This window comes from Pseudomonas sp. GW821-FHT07B01 (assembly GCF_059419065.1).
Genome location: NZ_JBWKRA010000016.1, coordinates 104,718 through 124,046, shown reverse-complemented (window position 1 = coordinate 124,046; position 19,329 = coordinate 104,718). Strand labels below are relative to the sequence as shown.

16 protein-coding genes are annotated in these 19,329 nt (G+C 60.1%); 12 read left to right on the top strand and 4 right to left on the bottom strand.

Going from position 1 to position 19,329, the window contains the following annotated elements; all coding sequences use genetic code 11:
* Window positions 1-206 precede the first annotated feature (206 nt).
* Complete coding sequence (locus AC07S6_RS18560) at window positions 207-2,033, top strand: ABC transporter ATP-binding protein/permease (RefSeq protein ID WP_495112759.1); 1,827 nt, start codon at window positions 207-209, stop codon at window positions 2,031-2,033.
* Window positions 2,034-2,098: 65 nt separating this feature from the next.
* Here the strand turns inward: AC07S6_RS18560 and AC07S6_RS18555 are convergent, their stop codons facing one another.
* Entirely contained in the window at window positions 2,099-4,027 is a 1,929-nt protein-coding gene (locus AC07S6_RS18555) for a transglycosylase SLT domain-containing protein (protein WP_014717506.1), read from the bottom strand.
* Window positions 4,028-4,239: 212 nt separating this feature from the next.
* On the opposite strand from AC07S6_RS18555, the gene AC07S6_RS18550 reads away from it, so the two are divergent.
* A complete protein-coding gene (locus tag AC07S6_RS18550) occupies window positions 4,240-6,162 on the top strand; it encodes an ATP-binding cassette domain-containing protein (protein ID WP_020302894.1) in 1,923 nt (640 codons plus the stop codon).
* A gap of 182 nt (window positions 6,163-6,344) precedes the next feature.
* Here the strand turns inward: AC07S6_RS18550 and AC07S6_RS18545 are convergent, their stop codons facing one another.
* The gene (locus AC07S6_RS18545) at window positions 6,345-6,785 is read right to left on the bottom strand and encodes a universal stress protein (RefSeq protein WP_014717508.1); all 441 of its coding nucleotides are present in this window, start codon (window positions 6,783-6,785) and stop codon (window positions 6,345-6,347) included.
* Between the two features lie 105 nt (window positions 6,786-6,890).
* Here AC07S6_RS18545 and AC07S6_RS18540 point away from each other — a divergent pair, with 105 nt between their 5' ends.
* From AC07S6_RS18540 to AC07S6_RS18505, 8 genes are all read left to right on the top strand, one after another.
* Window positions 6,891-7,328, top strand: coding sequence for a hypothetical protein (locus AC07S6_RS18540; protein WP_054898793.1), 438 nt, complete (start codon window positions 6,891-6,893; stop codon window positions 7,326-7,328).
* Between the two features lie 22 nt (window positions 7,329-7,350).
* Window positions 7,351-7,521: a hypothetical protein gene (locus tag AC07S6_RS18535; RefSeq protein WP_169918853.1), complete on the top strand. Its 171-nt coding sequence runs from the start codon at window positions 7,351-7,353 to the stop codon at window positions 7,519-7,521.
* 365 nt (window positions 7,522-7,886) lie between these two features.
* Window positions 7,887-10,034, top strand: coding sequence for a fatty acid oxidation complex subunit alpha FadB (gene fadB / locus AC07S6_RS18530; protein ID WP_005786151.1), 2,148 nt, complete (start codon window positions 7,887-7,889; stop codon window positions 10,032-10,034).
* A gap of 29 nt (window positions 10,035-10,063) precedes the next feature.
* Entirely contained in the window at window positions 10,064-11,239 is a 1,176-nt protein-coding gene (fadA, locus tag AC07S6_RS18525) for an acetyl-CoA C-acyltransferase FadA (RefSeq protein ID WP_003189650.1), read from the top strand.
* 98 nt (window positions 11,240-11,337) lie between these two features.
* Window positions 11,338-11,574 (top strand): DUF1653 domain-containing protein, encoded by a 237-nt coding sequence (locus AC07S6_RS18520; RefSeq protein ID WP_003189651.1) that lies wholly within the window; start codon window positions 11,338-11,340, stop codon window positions 11,572-11,574.
* Window positions 11,575-11,688: 114 nt separating this feature from the next.
* Entirely contained in the window at window positions 11,689-14,310 is a 2,622-nt protein-coding gene (gene topA / locus AC07S6_RS18515) for a type I DNA topoisomerase (protein WP_019818246.1), read from the top strand.
* A gap of 219 nt (window positions 14,311-14,529) precedes the next feature.
* On the top strand, window positions 14,530-15,051 hold the full coding sequence (locus tag AC07S6_RS18510; protein WP_003189653.1) for a DUF6586 family protein: 522 nt from the start codon (window positions 14,530-14,532) through the stop codon (window positions 15,049-15,051).
* Between the two features lie 714 nt (window positions 15,052-15,765).
* Complete coding sequence (locus AC07S6_RS18505) at window positions 15,766-15,999, top strand: hypothetical protein (RefSeq protein ID WP_003189656.1); 234 nt, start codon at window positions 15,766-15,768, stop codon at window positions 15,997-15,999.
* Window positions 16,000-16,036: 37 nt separating this feature from the next.
* Here AC07S6_RS18505 and sulA read toward each other — a convergent pair whose 3' ends face one another.
* The gene (gene sulA / locus AC07S6_RS18500; protein ID WP_020302896.1) at window positions 16,037-16,510 is read right to left on the bottom strand and encodes an SOS-induced cell division inhibitor SulA; all 474 of its coding nucleotides are present in this window, start codon (window positions 16,508-16,510) and stop codon (window positions 16,037-16,039) included.
* A gap of 10 nt (window positions 16,511-16,520) precedes the next feature.
* Window positions 16,521-17,129: a transcriptional repressor LexA gene (gene lexA, locus AC07S6_RS18495; protein WP_003172575.1), complete on the bottom strand. Its 609-nt coding sequence runs from the start codon at window positions 17,127-17,129 to the stop codon at window positions 16,521-16,523.
* A 263-nt stretch (window positions 17,130-17,392) separates the two neighbouring features.
* On the opposite strand from lexA, the gene AC07S6_RS18490 reads away from it, so the two are divergent.
* Window positions 17,393-18,100 carry a TetR/AcrR family transcriptional regulator gene (locus AC07S6_RS18490; protein WP_034126647.1) on the top strand — a complete coding sequence of 236 codons (708 nt, stop codon included), beginning with the start codon at window positions 17,393-17,395 and terminating at the stop codon, window positions 18,098-18,100.
* Window positions 18,101-18,235: 135 nt separating this feature from the next.
* Window positions 18,236-19,246, top strand: a complete 1,011-nt coding sequence (gene nagZ / locus AC07S6_RS18485) for a beta-N-acetylhexosaminidase (protein WP_197881590.1) — start codon at window positions 18,236-18,238, stop codon at window positions 19,244-19,246.
* Window positions 19,247-19,329 lie beyond the last annotated feature (83 nt).

Below are 19,329 nucleotides of genomic sequence, written 5' to 3'. Positions count from 1 at the left end.
TCCTCATCAGGTTGTGTACCTACTTTAATTCCCCCTCATGAACGCGCTGTTACAACTCCTTACACGCTCATCGGTTCGAACACCCAGTCCACCAGAAACCGGTACATATTTCCAGATCAGGCTTAGACCGATAGCCTCTAGCGGCCTGCATCGGCGGGCATAATTAACCTGACTCATTGTTATTTGTGCAAGTTCCCCCAATGTTGATGGATAGACTCTCCATTGGTGATCCTTCCATGTTCTCAATCCGTCAACGCCGTGCGATTCGCCTGGCCAGCCGCTTTATCGCGCCCTACCGCTGGCAGGCGCTTGGCGCACTGTTGGCGCTGATCGTCACCGCTGGCATCACTTTGTCCATGGGGCAGGGCATACGCCTGTTGGTGGACCAGGGCTTCATGACCCAGTCGCCGCATCTGCTCAACCAGTCTATAGGCCTGTTCATGCTGCTGGTGCTCGGCCTGGCCGTGGGCACCTTCACGCGGTTTTACCTGGTGTCGTGGATTGGCGAGCGGGTGGTGGCCGATATTCGCAGGCAGGTGTTCAATCACCTGATCTACCTGCACCCAGGCTTCTACGAGAACAACCGCAGCTCGGAAATCCAGTCGCGGCTGACCACCGACACCACCTTGCTGCAATCGGTGATCGGCTCATCACTGTCGCTGTTTCTGCGCAACGCCCTGATGGTGATCGGCGGCATCGTGTTGCTGTTTATCACTAACCCCAAGCTCACCAGCATCGTGGTGGTGGCGTTGCCGCTGGTGCTGGCGCCGATTCTGATCTTCGGGCGCCGGGTGCGCAGCCTGTCGCGTTTGAGCCAGGACCGTATCGCGGACGTCGGCAGCTATGTCGCCGAGACGTTGGGCCAGATCAAGACCGTGCAGGCCTATAACCATCAGGTGCAGGACGAACAACGCTTTGCCGTCACCGTCGAGGACGCCTTTGTCACAGCACGTAAACGCATCTTGCAGCGCTCCTGGCTGATCACCTTGGTGATCATGCTGGTGCTCGGCGCGGTAGGCGTGATGCTGTGGGTGGGCGGCATGGACGTGATCAGCGGACGCATTTCCGGCGGTGAGCTGGCGGCGTTCGTGTTCTATAGCCTGATTGTCGGCAGCGCCGTCGGCACCCTGAGCGAAGTGCTTGGCGAGTTGCAGCGTGCCTTTGGTGCAGCCGAGCGTATCGGTGAGCTGTTGCAGTCAGGCAACGAGATCCAGGCGCCGGCCACTGGCGGCGTACGTTTGCCGGATCGGGTCAGTGGCCGCATGGAACTGCAGGACCTACGCTTTTCCTATCCTTCGCGACCGGACAGCTACGCCATCGACGGCTTGAACCTGACCATCAACCCGGGCGAAACCCTGGCGTTGGTAGGGCCGTCCGGTGCGGGCAAGTCGACGATTTTCGATCTGCTGCTGCGCTTCTACGACCCCCAGCAAGGCCGAATCCTGCTCGAAGGCCAGCCGTTGACCGAGCTAGACCCCCTGGACCTGCGGCGCCATTTCGCCCTGGTGTCCCAGAGCCCAGCGTTGTTCTTCGGCAGCGTCGAGGACAACATCCGCTACGGCAACCCGTCCGCCACCACCGCCCAGGTGGAAGCCGCCGCGCGTATTGCCCACGCCCACGACTTCATCCTGCAAATGCCCGACGGCTACCAAACCCACCTCGGCGAAAGTGGCCAAGGCCTCTCCGGCGGTCAGCGCCAACGCCTGGCCATCGCGCGCGCCTTGCTGGTCGACGCGCCGATCCTGCTGCTGGACGAAGCCACCAGCGCCCTCGACGCCCAGAGTGAACACCTTATCCAGCAAGCGCTGCCGCAGCTGATGCAGGGGCGCACCACGCTGGTGATCGCCCACCGTTTGGCCACGGTGAAGAATGCCGACCGCATTGCGGTGATGGACCAGGGCAAGCTGGTGGCGGTGGGCACGCATCAGCAGTTGATTGCGAGCAATCCGCTGTATGCGCGGTTGGCGGCGTTGCAGTTCAGTGCGGACCCTGTGGGAGGGGGCTTGCCCCCGATAGCGGCGGATCAGCAATAGACGTGTGACTGACAGCCTGCAATCGGGGGCAAGCCCCCTCCCACATTAGAAGCAGGTTCAGAGCCTTATTGGTCGTCGAAGTACCGCTCATGCCAATCCACCAACGGCTGCGGTGAGTTGAGCTTCTGCCCGTAGATCACCGAATAAGACAGCACGTTCTGCACATACTGGCGGGTTTCGTCGAAGGGGATGCTTTCCACCCACACGTCGAAACTCAGGTGGTCTGCGCCGCGCAGCCATTGGCGCACGCGGCCTGGGCCGGCGTTGTAGGCAGCGGAGGCGAGCACGCGGTTGCCGTTGAACTGGCTGTGCACCTGGCTCAGGTAAGCAGCGCCGAGCTGGATGTTTTTATCCGGGTCCAGCACCTGGGCCGGGGAGGCCAGGGGGATGCTGAACTTGCGTGCAGTTTCCTTGGCGGTGCCGGGCATCAGTTGCATCAGGCCGCTGGCGCCGACGCCGGAGCGGGCATCGTCCATGAACGCGCTTTCCTGACGGGTGATGGCAAAGATCCAGCTGGAGTGCAGGCCACGTACCTTGGCTTCGCGCACCAGGGTGTCGCGGTGGGCCATCGGGAAGCGGATGTCCAGATCGTCCCAGTACTGCGCCTGGCTGATGGTGCGGATGGCCGGAAAGTACCACTTCATGTCGTAGGCCAACTTGGCCTGGGCGACCATCTCGTCACGGTTGAAATGACGGCTGACGTGGTACCACTCACGGCGACCGTCGACGATCTGGCCACGGGCGTAGAACTCCAGGGCACGCCGCACCCCAGGGGTATTGCGCACCTTGTTGACCAGCGCCTGGCTCATCACCAGCGGCTTGTTGTTCAACTGGTAAGGGGCTTTGGAGCGGTCAGCAGCGAGGAAACCGTAGAAGTCCCGCTCCTTGGCCACGTTTTTGTACAGCACCAAAGCCTGCGGGTTTTTCGGCTCGGCCAGCTCCAGGCTGCGTGCCTGCCAGTAGCGCCAACGGTTGGTGGTGGCCAGGTCCTGTGGGAGTTTGCGGGTCAACTGGTAGGCGTCTTCCCAGCGCGCCAGGCGCAACAGCAGGCGCAGACGCCACTCGGAAACCGTATTGTCGCGTAACTCGGGGTCGTACTTGGTCATGACCTCCAGCGCGCGCGGGTCGAAGCGCTTGGCCAGGGTCAAGCCGATCTCGCGGGCAATCGACACCTTTTCGTCACGGGAGAAGTGCATGCTGCTGGCGTAACCGTCGAGCAGCGACATGGCTTTGTCCGGATCCTGCCGCGCCAGGCGACGCAGGCCCAGGCCCACGGCGTCAGACATGGCCTCGGTGGCCGGCTGGAAGCGTGACGGGTCGCTGAGCATGTCGGGCTTTTGCGCAACATCCACCATCAAGCGGCCTTGGGCGCCGAGGGTGGGTAGGGTTTTCACCAGGCTGTTGGCCAGCGCGTAGTTACGCGCTTCGGCGGCGAGCTTGGTGCGCTCCCAGATCTTCTGCTCGGTGAGCTGGCCGGCAGCGGCCCATTGGCCAAACGTGGCGTCACAGGCGGCTGGCTGGGATTTGCCGGTCATCCACAGCTTTTCGGCAGTCTTGTAGCCTTCGGCCTTCAGGTTGTGGCTGAGCTGGTATTGGCCATGCAGGCAGTCCAGCTCGACGAAATTGAGCTTGGTGTCGTAGTACTTTTCAAAAGTCTGCCAATCGCCGCGTTCGGCCAGCCAGCGCAGCCAACGCAGTTTCATCCAGTTGGCCTGGGGCAAGTCGCCGTGTTTGGCGAGGAATTGTTCGATTTCCTCGTTACTTGCGGTTTTCAGGCGCGCGGTCAGTTCGTCGTAGGCCAGGTAGGGCGTGAGCGGGTAATCGGCCAGGGCCTGGCTGTATTGCATATAGGGGCCGCTGTCGCCCTTGGCCAGGGCACGTTTGGCTTGATCGTAATACTGGCGTTGAGTGGTGAGGTCCACCGCCTGGGCGGATTGAACGGCAGTGGCGGAAAGAAGCAGACAAGATAAAAAGTTGAAAAGGCGACTGCGCATGAGACGTCCGTGCAGAGAAATCACGACTAGCACCGGCACTGCCGACACTGATTGCCCCTAGCTTAGCCTTTTGCCAGCGGCCCGCGAAAGCTTTGCCGGCTGGTTCGTTCAAGTTCACCGGAAATGTCCTACAGAACGTGTCAATAGAGAAAATGCCGACCGCATCCCACCCTCACATCAGGTAGAATGCGCGCCCAGTTTTGGAGAAGCGTATGACCCTGCTCAAATTCAGCGATGTGTCCCTTGCTTTCGGCGCCATGCCGTTGTTGGACAAGGTGTCCTGGCAGATCGCCCGTGGTGAGCGGGTGTGCATCATCGGCCGCAACGGCACCGGCAAGTCCAGCATGATGAAGCTGGTAAAAGGCGACCAGAAGCCCGATGACGGTTCTGTCTGGCGTGCCCCGGGCCTCAAGATCGGCGAATTGCCGCAAGAATTGCCGGTGGCCGACGGACGGACAGTGTTCGACGTGGTAGCCGAAGGCCTGGACGGTGTTGGCGAGTTGCTCGCGCAATACCATCACCTGGCACAGAACTGCGTCACTGAAGAAGACCTGGACAAACTGATGCACGTCCAGCAAGACCTCGAAGCCCGTGACGGCTGGCGCTTGCAGCAACTGGTGGACAGCACCCTGAGCCGCCTGCAACTGCCGGCAGACAAGACCCTCGCCGAATTGTCCGGCGGCTGGCGTCGCCGTGTGCTGCTGGCCCAGGCCCTGGTGTCCGAGCCGGACCTGCTGCTGCTCGACGAACCGACCAACCACCTGGACATCGGCGCCATCGCCTGGCTTGAAGAAGCCATCAAGGACTTCCAGGGCGCCGTGCTGTTTATCACGCACGACCGTGCTTTCCTGCAGAGCCTGGCTACGCGCATCCTCGAGCTGGACCGTGGCGGCCTGATCGACTGGAACGGCGACTACGCCAGCTTCCTGGTGCATAAGGAAGCCGCCCTGGCGGCCGAAGAAACCGCCAACGCGCTGTTCGACAAGAAGCTGGCCCAGGAAGAAGTCTGGATCCGCCAGGGCATCAAGGCCCGTCGCACCCGTAACGAAGGCCGCGTGCGTGCCTTGAAAGCCTTGCGCGTGGAGCGCAGTGAGCGCCGCGAGCGTACCGGCAAGGCCAATATCCAGCTCGATACTGCCGACAAGTCGGGCAAGCAAGTGATGGTGCTGGAGAACGTCAGCTTCCATCACCCGGACGGCCCGTTCCTGATCAAGGACTTCTCCATGGTCCTGCAGCGCGGCGACCGTATCGGCCTGTTGGGCGCCAACGGTACCGGCAAGACCACCTTGCTCAAGCTGATGCTCAGCGGCCTGCAACCGACCAGCGGCAAGGTGGAAGAGGGCACTCGCATCGACGTGGCCTACTTTGACCAGTTGCGCCACCAGTTGGACCTGGAAAAGACCGTGATCGACAACGTCGCCGAAGGTCGCGACTTTATCGACATCGACGGCCAGAGCCGCCACGTACTCAGCTACCTGGGCGACTTCCTGTTCAGCCCGCAACGTGCGCGCACGCCGGTCAAGGCTCTGTCTGGTGGTGAGCGCGCGCGCCTGCTGCTGGCCAAGCTGTTCAGCAAGCCGGCCAACCTGCTGGTGCTCGACGAACCGACCAACGACCTCGACGTGGAAACCCTGGAACTGTTGGAAGAGGTCTTGCTGACCTTCAACGGCACCGTGCTGATGGTCAGCCACGACCGGGAATTCCTCGACAACGTGGTCACCAGTACCCTGGTCTTTGAAGGCGAAGGCAAGGTGCGTGAATACGTGGGCGGTTATCAGGACTGGCTGCGCCAGGGCGGCTCGCCGCGCCTGCTGGGCGTGACCGAGAGCAAGTCGGGCAAGGCGGACCTGAACACGGCGGTGGTGGCTCCCGCCGCTGCCGAGGCGCCTGCACCGGCTGCTGACGCTGCGCCGGCCAAGAAGAAGCTGAGCTATAAGTTGCAGCGCGAGCTGGAAGCCTTGCCAGGCGATATCGACGCCAAGGAACAGCAGATCGCTGCGGTCGAAGCGGAAATGGCTGACGCCGGCTTCTACCTGCGCCCTGCGGCAGAAACCGCCAAGGTTATCGCCTCCCTGGAGACGTTGAACCAGGAACTGGAAGCGTTGGTTGAGCGTTGGGCCGAGCTGGATGCCTGAGTGATCGAGCCGCAATAAAAAAGCCCGGCGCTCTTCTATGAGCGCCGGGCTTTTTAATATGAAATGCGATTCAACTGTGGGAGCTGGCTTGCCTGCGATAGCAGTCTGCCAGTTGATGCATCGGGTGGCTGATACACCGCTATCGCAGGCAAGCCAGCTCCCACATTAGACCTTTATCGGTCTTACGGACTCTTTATCAGTTTGACGGCCAATACATCGCACGGCGCGCCGTGCAATACATCATTGGCGGTCGAGCCCAGCAACAACGCCAAACCGTGACGACCATGGCTACCCACCACGATCAAGTCGCAAGCCTTTTCCTTGGCCAGGTGGTGAATTTCCTGGCGCGGTTGGCCGTATGTCAGGTGGCAGTCTTCCTTTTTCAGGTGCGGGTATTTGAGAATCAAACGGTCAAGGCGCTCCTTGGCCTGGTCAAATTGTTGTTGCTGCAGCTGGGAAAGGTCCATCGGCACGTCACCACCAAAGGCCATGGCCATGGGCTCGACGATGTGTACCAACGACAGTTTGGCGCCATTGGCAATCGCGGATTCCTGTGCGCGCTTGATCACTGGATCGCACTCTTCGGTCAGGTCGACAGCGACCAGAATATGTTCGTAGGGCATGAGGCGTTCCTCCAGAGGACTGCAATAAGTTCAGTATGGCTGCTTTCAAGCGGATGGGGTTGCCGCAGATCAAATCCGCTCATCTAGAAATTCGGGAGTACACATATGACGGTCTGGATAGTGGTGTCAATCCTTGCGGTGGTTTTAAGCCCCCTGGTATGGCTGCGCCCTTCGCGCCAGCAGAGTGGGCGCATGGCCCTGCGCATGGAGGCGCGCCGCATCGGGTTGGCCATGCAGTTGGCGCCTCAGGAGTGGCCGCACTGGCTCAAGCAGGAGCCGCCGAGCCCCTGTGCGCAGTACTGTCGACCGCGGCGCGGCAACACGCCCGCAACCTGGAGCTACTGGCAGCTGGAGCCAGGGCTGTGGGTCAATCAGTGGCGTGAACCCTGTGTGGATGAGAAGTTGTTGCCGCATTTTGCAACGCTGCCGGCAAACGTCTACAAGGTCGAGGCCGACAAACAAATGATTGCCCTGTATTGGGGCGAAAAGGGCGAAGCAAGTGTGCTGAAAGACATCGATGCGCTGCTCAAGGCCCTGGCCTGACCCACACCTTGTAGGAGCGAGCTTGCTCGCGAAAATCGCCAACGATAACGCGGATAATCAGGCTATACGCGGCGCTCTCCAGGTTTTCGCGAGCAAGCTCGCTCCTACAGAAAAGCCGGGCAATAAAAAGCCCGACATCATCATCGGGCTGGAGATGGCCAGGCAGGCCGGTAAATCTGTAGGTTGCCGCTAGCCTAGCCGTGTATTGCTTTCTGTGCAGTCTTTTCCCCCATCTTTTCTATTATTGATCCTGTGAATATTTGAATATTGACGGGTGGCCAGCCTTTGGGCCGGGTTCTGAAATGACTGGAAAGTCGCGTTTTTCCTAGCCTTTGGAGCGATTGACAATTGCTCGGAATTGGATGAAGGTGGCGTACCCAAATCAAACGGGCGTATGAATTGAGCGTTTGCCTGTCAGACGACTCATACAAAACCCGACTATCGCACTGGCGGGTGTGCCTGGCGGATTGGCGTGAGCATTGATTCAACTGTCAATGTCAAACCAGAGACCAGCGTCCAGTGTGTACTGTTCAGCTTCCATATCGTGGAGATCAGTTGATGATTTACGAAGGTAAAGCCATCACGGTTAAGGCTCTTGAAAGTGGCATCGTCGAACTCAAATTCGACCTCAAGGGTGAGTCCGTCAACAAGTTCAACCGTCTAACCCTGAACGAACTGCGTCAGGCCGTAGACACCATCAAAGCAGATGCTTCGGTCAAGGGCGTGATCGTCTCCAGCGGCAAGGACGTGTTTATCGTCGGCGCTGACATCACCGAATTCGTCGACAACTTCAAGCTGCCCGATGCCGAGCTGGTGGCTGGCAACCTCGAAGCCAACAAGATCTTCAGCGATTTCGAAGACCTCAACGTGCCGACCGTTGCTGCCATCAATGGCATCGCGTTGGGCGGCGGCCTGGAAATGTGCCTGGCGGCAGACTTCCGTGTCATGTCCGCGACGGCCAAGATCGGCCTGCCGGAAGTCAAGCTGGGCATCTACCCAGGCTTTGGCGGTACCGTGCGCCTGCCGCGCCTGATCGGTGCCGACAACGCGATCGAATGGATCGCCGCCGGCAAGGAAAACAAGGCTGAAGACGCACTGAAAGTCGGTGCCGTCGACGCTGTGGTGGCCCCGGACAAGCTGGCCGAAGCCGCGCTGAACCTGATCAAAGGCGCCATCAGCGGCGAATTTGACTACAAGGCCAAGCGTCAGCCGAAGCTGGAAAAACTCAAGCTCAACGCCATCGAACAGATGATGTCGTTCGAAACCGCCAAAGGTTTCGTGGCAGGCCAGGCCGGCCCGAACTACCCGGCGCCGGTTGAAGCGATCAAGACCATCCAGAAGGCCGCGAACTTTGGTCGCGACAAAGCCCTGGAAGTGGAAGCGGCAGGCTTCGTCAAACTGGCGAAAACCTCGGCGGCCCAGAGCCTGATCGGCCTGTTCCTGAACGATCAGGAACTGAAGAAAAAGGCCAAGGCCTACGACGAAATCGCCAAGGACGTGAAACAGGCCGCCGTACTCGGCGCCGGTATCATGGGCGGCGGTATCGCCTATCAATCGGCGTCCAAAGGCACGCCGATCCTGATGAAAGACATCAACGAGCACGGTATCGAACAGGGCCTGGCCGAAGCCGCCAAGCTGCTGGTGGGCCGCGTTGATAAAGGTCGCATGACCGCTGCAAAAATGGCTGAAGTGCTCAACGGCATTCGTCCTACGCTGTCCTACGGTGATTTCGGCCACGTCGACCTGGTGGTCGAAGCGGTTGTCGAAAACCCGAAGGTCAAGCAGGCGGTACTGGCTGAAGTGGAAGCTCAGGTCAAAGATGACACCATCCTGGCTTCCAACACCTCGACCATTTCCATCTCGCTGTTGGCCAAGGCCCTCAAGCGTCCGGAAAACTTCGTCGGCATGCACTTCTTCAACCCGGTGCACATGATGCCGCTGGTGGAAGTGATCCGTGGCGAGAAGTCCAGCGAGCTGGCCGTGGCCACCACTGTTGCCTACGCCAAGAAAATGGGCAAGAACCCGATCGTCGTCAACGATTGCCCGGGCTTCTTGGTCAACCGCGTGCTGTTCCCGTACTTTGGCGGTTTCGCCAAGTTGGTCAGCGCCGGTGTGGACTTCGTGCGCATCGACAAGGTCATGGAGAAGTTCGGCTGGCCCATGGGCCCGGCGTACCTGATGGACGTGGTCGGTATCGACACCGGCCACCACGGTCGCGACGTCATGGCTGAAGGCTTCCCGGACCGCATGAAAGACGACCGCCGCTCGGCGATTGACGCGCTGTACGAGGCCAAGCGCCTGGGCCAGAAGAATGGCAAGGGCTTCTACGCCTACGAGGCCGACAAGAAGGGCAAGCAGAAGAAAGTGGCCGACCCGTCGGTGCACGAAGTGCTCGCTCCGGTCATCTACGAACAGCGTGAGGTGTCCGACGAAGACATCATCAACTGGATGATGATCGCCCTGTGCCTGGAAACCGTGCGTTGCCTGGAAGACGGCATCGTTGAAACCGCCGCCGAAGCCGATATGGGCCTGGTGTACGGTATTGGTTTCCCTCCATTCCGTGGTGGCGCGTTGCGTTACATCGATTCGATCGGTGTGGCCGAGTTCGTTGCCCTGGCTGACAAATACGCTGATTTGGGCCCGCTGTACCACCCGACCGCGAAGCTGCGTGAAATGGCCAAGAATGGCCAGAGCTTCTTCGGTTAAGCGCCCAATCGACTAGAGCGAGAATATTTATGAGCTTGAATCCAAGAGACGTCGTGATTGTCGACTTCGGTCGTACGCCGATGGGCCGCTCCAAGGGCGGCATGCACCGCAACACCCGCGCCGAAGACATGTCGGCGCACCTGATCAGCAAAGTGCTGGAGCGCAACACCAAGGTCGACCCGAACGAAGTCGAGGATGTGATCTGGGGCTGCGTCAACCAGACCCTGGAGCAGGGCTGGAACATCGCGCGCATGGCGTCGTTGATGACCCAGATCCCGCACACTGCGGCCGGCCAGACCGTCAGCCGTCTGTGTGGTTCGTCGATGAGCGCGCTGCACACCGCTGCGCAAGCGATCATGACCGGCAACGGCGATGTGTTCGTGGTCGGCGGCGTGGAGCACATGGGCCACGTCAGCATGATGCACGGCGTCGATCCTAACCCGCACATGTCCCTCTACGCGGCGAAAGCCTCGGGCATGATGGGCCTTACCGCGGAAATGCTTGGCAAAATGCACGGCATCACCCGTGAAGCCCAAGACGCCTTCGGCCTGCGCTCCCACCAGCTCGCCCACAAGGCGACTGTGGAAGGCAAGTTCAAGGATGAAATCATCCCGATGAACGGCTACGACGAGAATGGTTTCCTGAAACTGTTCGACTACGACGAAACCATTCGTCCGGACACTACCCTGGAAAGCCTGGCGGCCCTCAAGCCAGCCTTCAATCCAAAGGGCGGCACCGTGACAGCCGGTACTTCCTCGCAAATCACCGATGGTGCTTCGTGCATGATCGTGATGTCGGCGCAGCGTGCCCAGGACCTGGGTATCCAGCCGCTGGCCGTGATTCGTTCGATGGCAGTGGCGGGTGTGGATCCGGCGATCATGGGCTATGGTCCAGTACCGGCCACACAGAAAGCCTTGAAGCGCGCAGGCCTTTCCATCTCCGATATCGACTTCTTCGAGCTCAACGAAGCTTTCGCCGCACAGGCCTTGCCAGTGCTGAAAGATCTGAAAGTACTCGACAAGATGAACGAGAAGGTTAACCTGCACGGCGGTGCGATTGCCCTGGGCCACCCATTCGGTTGCTCCGGTGCGCGTATCTCTGGCACTTTGCTTAACGTGATGAAGCAAAATGGCGGCAACCTTGGGGTTGCAACCATGTGCATTGGTCTCGGCCAAGGCATCTCTACCGTCTTCGAACGCGTCTAAACGTTCGGTTGACGGAAGCCGGGGCCCAGTGCCCCGGTTTTTGTTTTTTGGAACTTTTAAATATTTTTTTTCAACAAATTTTGCATGAGGGCCAGAGCATGAAAGTCGAACCAGGGCTCTACCAGCATTACAAGGGGCCGCAGTACCGTGTTTTCAGCGTGGCGCGCCACTCTGAAACCGAAGAAGAAGTGGTGTTTTACCAAGCGCTGTATGGCGAATACGGCTTTTGGGTGCGCCCTTTGAGCATGTTCCTGGAGACCGTCGAAGTTGACGGCGAGCAGGTCCCGCGCTTTGCTTTGGTCACGGCCGAACCCAGTCTTTTTACAGGGCAATAACGGCAGGTCGCGCAGAATGCTGCGCTTGACCTCATCCGGTTGCCACTATATATAGCGTTGCCGCGTCAGGCGCCAACTGCCTTTCACTTCTCGAATTCAGGAATTTTCCGATCCATGGGCAAATCGCTGGTCATTGTGGAATCCCCGGCTAAGGCCAAGACCATCAACAAGTACTTGGGCAACGAGTACGTGGTGAAGTCGAGTATCGGCCATATCCGAGACCTGCCCACCAGCGGTTCGGCTAGCGCCAGCAAGGAGCCTGCCGCCAAGCGCGGCAAGGCCGCCGCGGGCGAAGGTCCGGTACTCACGCCTAAAGAAAAAGCGCGCAAGCAACTGGTTTCGCGCATGGGTGTGGACCCGGACCATGGCTGGAAGGCCAAGTACGAAATCCTTCCGGGCAAGGAAAAGGTCATCGAAGAGCTGCGCCGGCTCGCCAAAGATGCTGACACCATCTATCTCGCGACGGACTTGGACCGCGAAGGGGAAGCCATTGCCTGGCACCTGCGCGAAGCCATCGGCGGTGATGACAGCCGCTACAAGCGCGTGGTGTTCAACGAAATCACCAAGAAAGCCATCCAGGAAGCCTTCTCCAAGCCGGGCGAGCTGGACATCGACCGTGTCAACGCCCAGCAGGCCCGTCGCTTCCTCGACCGCGTCGTCGGCTACATGGTCTCGCCACTGCTGTGGGCGAAGATCGCCCGTGGCCTGTCCGCCGGCCGTGTGCAATCGGTAGCGGTCAAGCTGGTGGTGGAGCGTGAGCGCGAGATCCGTGCGTTCATCCCTGAAGAATACTGGGAAGTCCACGCCGACCTCGGCACTGCCAAGGGCGCCAATGTGCGCTTTGAAGTGGCCCGTGAAAAAGGCGAAGCCTTCAAGCCGCTGAACGAAGCCCAGGCCATGGCCGCGCTGGAGAAGCTCAAGGCCTCCAGCTACAGCATCGTCAAGCGTGAAGACAAACCGACCAGCAGCAAGCCGTCGGCGCCGTTCATCACCTCCACCCTGCAACAGGCCGCGAGCAACCGCCTGGGCTTCGGGGTGAAGAAGACCATGATGATGGCCCAGCGTCTGTATGAGGCTGGCTACATCACCTATATGCGTACGGACTCCACCAACCTGTCGCAGGACGCGGTGGCGATGGCGCGTACTTATATTGAAAACGAATTCGGCAAGACCTACCTGCCGGAGAAGCCGAACGTCTACAGCAGCAAGGAAGGCGCACAAGAGGCTCACGAAGCGATTCGTCCGTCTGACGCCAACACCACGCCTGCCAAGCTGAGCGGCATGGAGCGCGACGCTGAGCGCCTCTACGAGCTGATCTGGCGCCAGTTCCTGGCTTGCCAGATGCTGCCGGCGCAATACCTGTCTACTACCGTCAGCGTGGGCGCGGGCGATTTCGAGCTGCGTGCCAAGGGCCGTATCCTCAAGTTCGATGGCTACACCCGTGTGATGCCGCAGATCGCCAAGCCTGGCGATGATGATGTGCTGCCGGACATGGCCCAGGGCGACACGCTGAAGCTGATCAAGCTCGACCCGTCCCAGCACTTCACCAAGCCGCCGGCGCGTTATTCCGAAGCCAGCCTGGTGAAAGAGATGGAGAAGCGCGGTATCGGTCGTCCGTCGACCTACGCGGCGATCATCTCCACCATCCAGGACCGTGGCTACGTTGCGCTGCACAACCGTCGTTTCTATTCGGAAAAGATGGGTGACATCGTCACCGAGCGTCTGTCGGAGAGTTTCTCCAACTTGATGGACTACGGCTTCACTGCCGGCATGGAAGAGAATCTCGATGACGTGGCCCAGGGCGAACGCGACTGGAAAAACGTACTGGACGAGTTCTACGGCGACTTCAAGAAAAAGCTCGAAGTGGCTGAGAACCCCGAGAACGGGATGCGCGCCAACCAGCCGGTGATGACGGATATTCCGTGCACTACCTGCGGTCGACCGATGCAGATTCGTACCGCCTCCACCGGCGTGTTCCTCGGTTGCTCGGGCTACAGCCTGCCGCCCAAAGAGCGCTGCAAGGCGACCGTCAACCTGGTACCGGGCGATGAAATCGCGGCTGACGACGAGGGTGAGTCCGAGTCGCTGGTGCTGCGTGGCAAGCATCGCTGCCCGATCTGCAGCACGGCGATGGACGCCTACCTGCTGGACGAGAAGCACAAGCTGCACATCTGTGGTAACAACCCGGATTGCAACGGCTACGAGATCGAAGAGGGCACCTATCGCATCAAGGGCTATGAAGGCCCGAGCCTGGAATGCGACAAGTGCGGCAGCGAGATGCAGCTCAAGACTGGCCGTTTCGGCAAGTTCTTCGGGTGCACCAACCCAACCTGCAAGAACACCCGCAAACTGCTGAAAAGCGGTGATGCGGCGCCGCCGAAGATGGACCCGGTTAAGATGCCCGAGCTCAAGTGCGAAAAGGTCAACGACACCTACATCCTGCGTGACGGCGCTTCGGGGCTGTTCCTGGCTGCGAGCCAGTTCCCGAAAAACCGCGAGACCCGTGCGCCACTGGTGATGGAGATCGTGCCGCACAAGGACGAGATCGATCCGAAGTACCACTTCCTGTGTGAAGCGCCGAAGAAGGACCCGGATGGTCGCCCAGCCGTGATCCGCTACAGCCGCAAGACCAAGGAGCAGTACGTGCAGACCGAAGTGGACGGCAAGCCTACTGGCTGGAAAGCGTTCTACGACGGCGGCAAGTGGAAGGTCGAGGACAAGCGCCAGGGCGCTTGATCCGCTAGTCTGTTAACGCCAAAAGCCGTCTGTATAGACGGCTTTCGCTTACTGTAGGATTGAGCTTGTTGTGGCGAGCAAGCTTGCTTGCGCTGGGGTGCGAAGCGCCCCCAATAGCTGGCGACTGCTACGCAGTCGAGCGGGAGCAAGCTCCCTCGCCACAGCAAGCTCGCTCCTACCCAGCCAGCATCACGCCTATTCGTTGTGGAGATTGCCGTCATGGCCAACGAACTCTATACCCGTACCAATCAGAAAATTTACTTCGCGGGTTTATCCCTGGAGGCCCTTGGCCGTGCCGAGGAAGGGAAAGAGATGAACGCCATCGCGCTGGTACAGGCGGGGCGCGAAGCGGCGTTGTTCCACCTGTACGGTGCCTTGCTGGGGCTGTGCCATGAAATCGCCGGGTTCTACCGCCTACCCCAGGCCGGTGCGCCGCGTGCAGAAATGATCATGAATCGTGAAGTGCTGGATTCCATGGCGATCCCCGAGTTGGCCGAGCTGGTGGAAATGGCCCAGAGCCCCGACAGTTGGGTGGCGCGGCTGCTCAAAGCCCATGCGGATATGTTTCAGCCGCCGCGTATTCCCCATGTGCCCAAAGGTGATGTCACCCAGCCGCTGATCGTCGCCGTGGCCTTGGAACAGGATGAGCCTAAGCCTTTGAGCCGTGAGGAGTTGGAAGGCTGGCGCCAGGAGTTGAAGAAGATGGCGCTGCGCTTTCGTGAAGGGCTCAACGAGTGCTGAAGGAGTAAATGAGGGGGGCTGGCTGCGCAGCGACGCTGAACCTGTGGCAATGGAGCTTGCTCCCGCGACGGCCGGATGGCCGACGCTTATCTACCTGACGCCCTAGGATCCAAATGTGGGAGCTGGCTTGCCTGCGATGGCCGCCTGACAGGCGACCCTGTTATACCGAGTACATATCCATTCCTGCGGTAACGGCCACTTTGGGTTCCGCCTGACGGCGGGTCACTTTCGAAAAGCGCGAAAGTAACCAAAGCGCTCTTGCCCCACCACTCGGCACCTCGCCTAGGCTCGGTGTGCCCGAACACAGGCTTGAATCCGTGGGCCGCCGCCACGCGCCATCCATGGCGCGGGGCGGCTAACCCGGCGTCCTGCCGGGTTACCCACGAATTAAAGCCTGCGCTCGGCCAGCGTGGTTTAACGGGGCGCCTAAGATCAAAAGCCAGATCAAGATCAAGAGCGGCTCGCTTCGCATCGTGGTTACCGTTGGCTGCTACAGCTTGCAAAGTTCTGTGAATGCCCATGCTGCGATAGAGGCGAGTCAGAAAAGCCCTGAGATAACTGACCCACCGCCATCGCAGGCAAGCCAGCTCCCACATTGATTAGCGTTTTGCCAGGGCACCATTCATCAAGCCGTCAACAAACCTGTCCATATCCCCTGCGAGGCTGGGTGGATGACTGATATAATCCCAGGCCTTTCGTGGAGAACAGACTTTTATGCCAACGTCCTTTCTGGAAATTGTTGAACTGCCTGACGGCCGAATCGAACTGCGCCGGGCGGAGGACGAGGGTTCTCTGGTTATTCTGGATTTCTCCGAAGACGCCAAGGTCTTCCTGCAAGGCCAGCACGTCGAAGTGGCTAAAGCCATGTTGAGCGTGGGCGTGCAGATGGCAGGTCGCCTTGCTGAAGGCGAGCCGGAGAAAGAAGAAGGGCCGCGCGTTCTTCACTGAGTCCTTCGTGAAGGCTGCTTCTGTGGCGCGCCCATCATTACCCCAATCGAATATTCAAACTCTGTGCATCACCCGTGCGCGCAGCGCTGATCAGTTGCTGCTTGGCGCTGGCATTCAGCGGGCTCAACCAGCTCACCACCGTATGGCTACGGCCCAGGCGCAAGGCTTCGCAGGTTAGTTGCTGGGCGCTTTGTGCGCCGCGTGGTTGCAGCAACAGGATGCGCTCGCGGTTGAGTCCGGCGTCCCGCAGCCAGGCCTGGGTGAGGCTGGCGGGCGGGGCGATCAGTGTCAGCCAGCGGGCGTCCTGATCTTCGCTCAATTCGCGCAGGATAGGTGCCAGCAGGTTCAGGCAGCTCTCAGCCGCACCGCGCAACGACAATTCACTGAACGCCTCAGGTTCGCCGCCCCAGGGGGCTTCGACCGTTTCCTTGAGGATTGGCGCAAGGGGCTGGGCCATGAAGGCCTCGAACAGCGACAGTTGTGTGTGTTGTGGGGTGTGCACGAGCTGCATGATGCCTCCTTTAACGGCGAATGACGCCAACACTCAAGCCTTCGATCACCAGGTCCTGGTCTTTCAGGTTGACTTCGATCGGGGCAAACTCAGGGTTTTCGGCCAGGAGCCAGACCTTGCTGCCTTCGCGCTTGAAGCGTTTGACCGTGACCTCGTCGCCGATACGGGCCACGACGATCTGGCCATTGCGGGCTTCGCGGGTGGTATGCACGGCCAGCAGGTCACCGTCAAAGATGCCCACGTCCTTCATGCTCATGCCGTGCACACGCAACAGGTAGTCGGCACGCGGATGGAAGAAGGTCGGGTTGATGTTGCAGGATTCCTCGACGTGCTGCTGCGCCAGGATCGGCGCACCTGCGGCGACGCGACCGATGATCGGCAATGTCGACTCGTCTGCCTTGGCTTCGAAGCCAGGGATGCGAATACCCCGCGAAGCACCGGGGGTCATCTCGATCGCACCTTTGCGAGCGAGTGCCTTGAGGTGTTCCTCGGCGGCGTTCGGGGACTTGAACCCCAATTCCAGGGCAATCTCCGCACGGGTAGGCGGGTAACCATTGTCATCAAGGCAGCGCTTGATAAAAGCCAGAATCTCAGCTTGGCGTGGCGTCAGTTTTAGCATGTTGATCGCTCTGTCTTTTTATACAGTGACTGGGATTATATACAGTGAACTGCGCTTGGCAATCATCCTTTTTGGCGGCTCCGCTGGACGGTCATCCGTCAGCCGTCCTACAGAGCAGAAGCGGCGCTGCCTACAGAGCTGCGAGGATATGATTAAATAGCGGTGAAACAGATGACCGACCAGCCGCAAAGCGGACCCGCAGGCTTGACAAGACACACTCTGAAACGTATGTTTCAAACAAGTGTTTGTCAGGCGGAGTAGCCATGGCCCAGTCGGAAACCGTTGAACGCATTCTCGATGCTGCCGAGCAATTGTTCGCGGAAAAAGGATTTGCTGAAACTTCATTGCGTCTGATCACCAGCAAGGCTGGGGTCAACCTGGCCGCCGTGAATTACCACTTCGGCTCGAAAAAGGCCCTGATCCAGGCGGTGTTCTCACGCTTTCTGGGCCCGTTCTGCGCCAGCCTCGACCGTGAGCTGGAACGCCGCCAGGCCAAGGCCGATCACAAGCCCAGCCTGGAAGAGCTGCTGGAAATCCTCGTGGAACAAGCGTTGGTCGTGCAGCCCCGCAGCGGCAACGATTTATCGATCTTCATGCGCCTGCTTGGCCTGGCGTTCAGCCAGAGCCAGGGCCACTTGCGCCGTTACCTGGAAGATATGTACGGCAAGGTGTTCCGCCGTTATATGCTGCTAGTCAACGAAGCAGCGCCGCGTATTCCGCCTATCGAGCTGTTCTGGCGTGTGCATTTCATGCTCGGTGCCGCAGCTTTCAGCATGTCGGGTATCAAGGCGTTGCGGGCAATTGCCGAGACCGATTTCGGTGTGAACACGTCCATCGAGCAAGTCATGCGCCTTATGGTGCCGTTCCTTGCCGCTGGCATGCGCGCCGAAACCGGCGTCACCGACCCGGCCATGGCCACCGCGCAGTTGCGCCCGCGCAGTAAAACCGTACCGGTCGCCGCCAAGGTTTGATCGCTGCGGGTGGGCGCGGTCGCTTGCATCCGCTAAGCTAGCCGCCATGCCGATTTCAGCTATTTATTCGCAACCCGTCGTCCTTGCCCTGCCTGGCAGGGACCACGGGTTGTGTGCGTTATTTAAGGAAGGTTTATGACTGCTGCCCTGCAAGGTTCTTTGATGGTCGACGTCGCCGGTACCTGGCTCACGGCCGAGGATCGTCATCTGTTGCGCCAACCGGAAGTGGGCGGCCTGATCATTTTTGCGCGCAATATCGAGCACCCGCGCCAGGTTCGCGAGTTGAGCGCCGCGATTCGTGCAGTGCGCCCGGACTTGCTGTTGGCCGTGGACCAGGAGGGCGGTCGCGTGCAGCGTCTGCGCCAAGGCTTCGTGCGCCTGCCGGCCATGCGTGCGCTGGCGGATAACCCCAACGCTGAATACCTGGCCGAACAGTGCGGCTGGATCATGGCCACCGAGGTGCTGGCGGTGGGCCTGGACCTGAGTTTTGCCCCCGTGCTGGACCTCGACTACCAACGCAGCGCCGTGGTCGGTACCCGTGCTTTCGAAGGCGACCCCGAGCGCGCTGCCGTGCTCGCGGGTGCCTTTATCCGTGGCATGAACAGCGCCGGCATGGCCGCCACCGGCAAGCACTTCCCTGGCCATGGTTGGGCCGAGGCCGATTCCCACGTCGCCATTCCCAATGACGAGCGCAGCCTGGAGCAGATTCGCGCCAACGACCTGGTGCCTTTCGCACGCCTGAGCAAGCAATTGGCCGCCGTGATGCCGGCGCACGTCATCTACCCGCAGGTCGATGCCCAGCCTGCTGGTTTTTCGCGTCGCTGGTTGCAGGACATCCTGCGCGGTGAGTTGCAGTTTGCCGGGGTGATCTTCAGCGATGACCTGTCCATGGCCGGCGCCCATGTGGTCGGCGATGCGGCCAGTCGGATCGAAGCGGCGCTGACCGCTGGTTGTGACATGGGCTTGGTGTGCAATGACCGTGCGGCGGCCGAGCTGGCGCTCAGTGCAGCACAGCGGATGAAGGTCACGCCATCGGCGCGGATTGCGCGTATGCGTGGGCAGGCGGTTGCGTCGACTGATTACAAACAGGATCCGCGTTGGCTGACAGCGCTTACTGCGTTGCGTGATGCGCAGTTGATCGACTGAAAACCGAAGCGCGGCCATCGCAGGCAAGCCAGCTCCCACATTTTGATTTGTGAATACATTCAGGTGTGGGAGCTGGCTTGCTC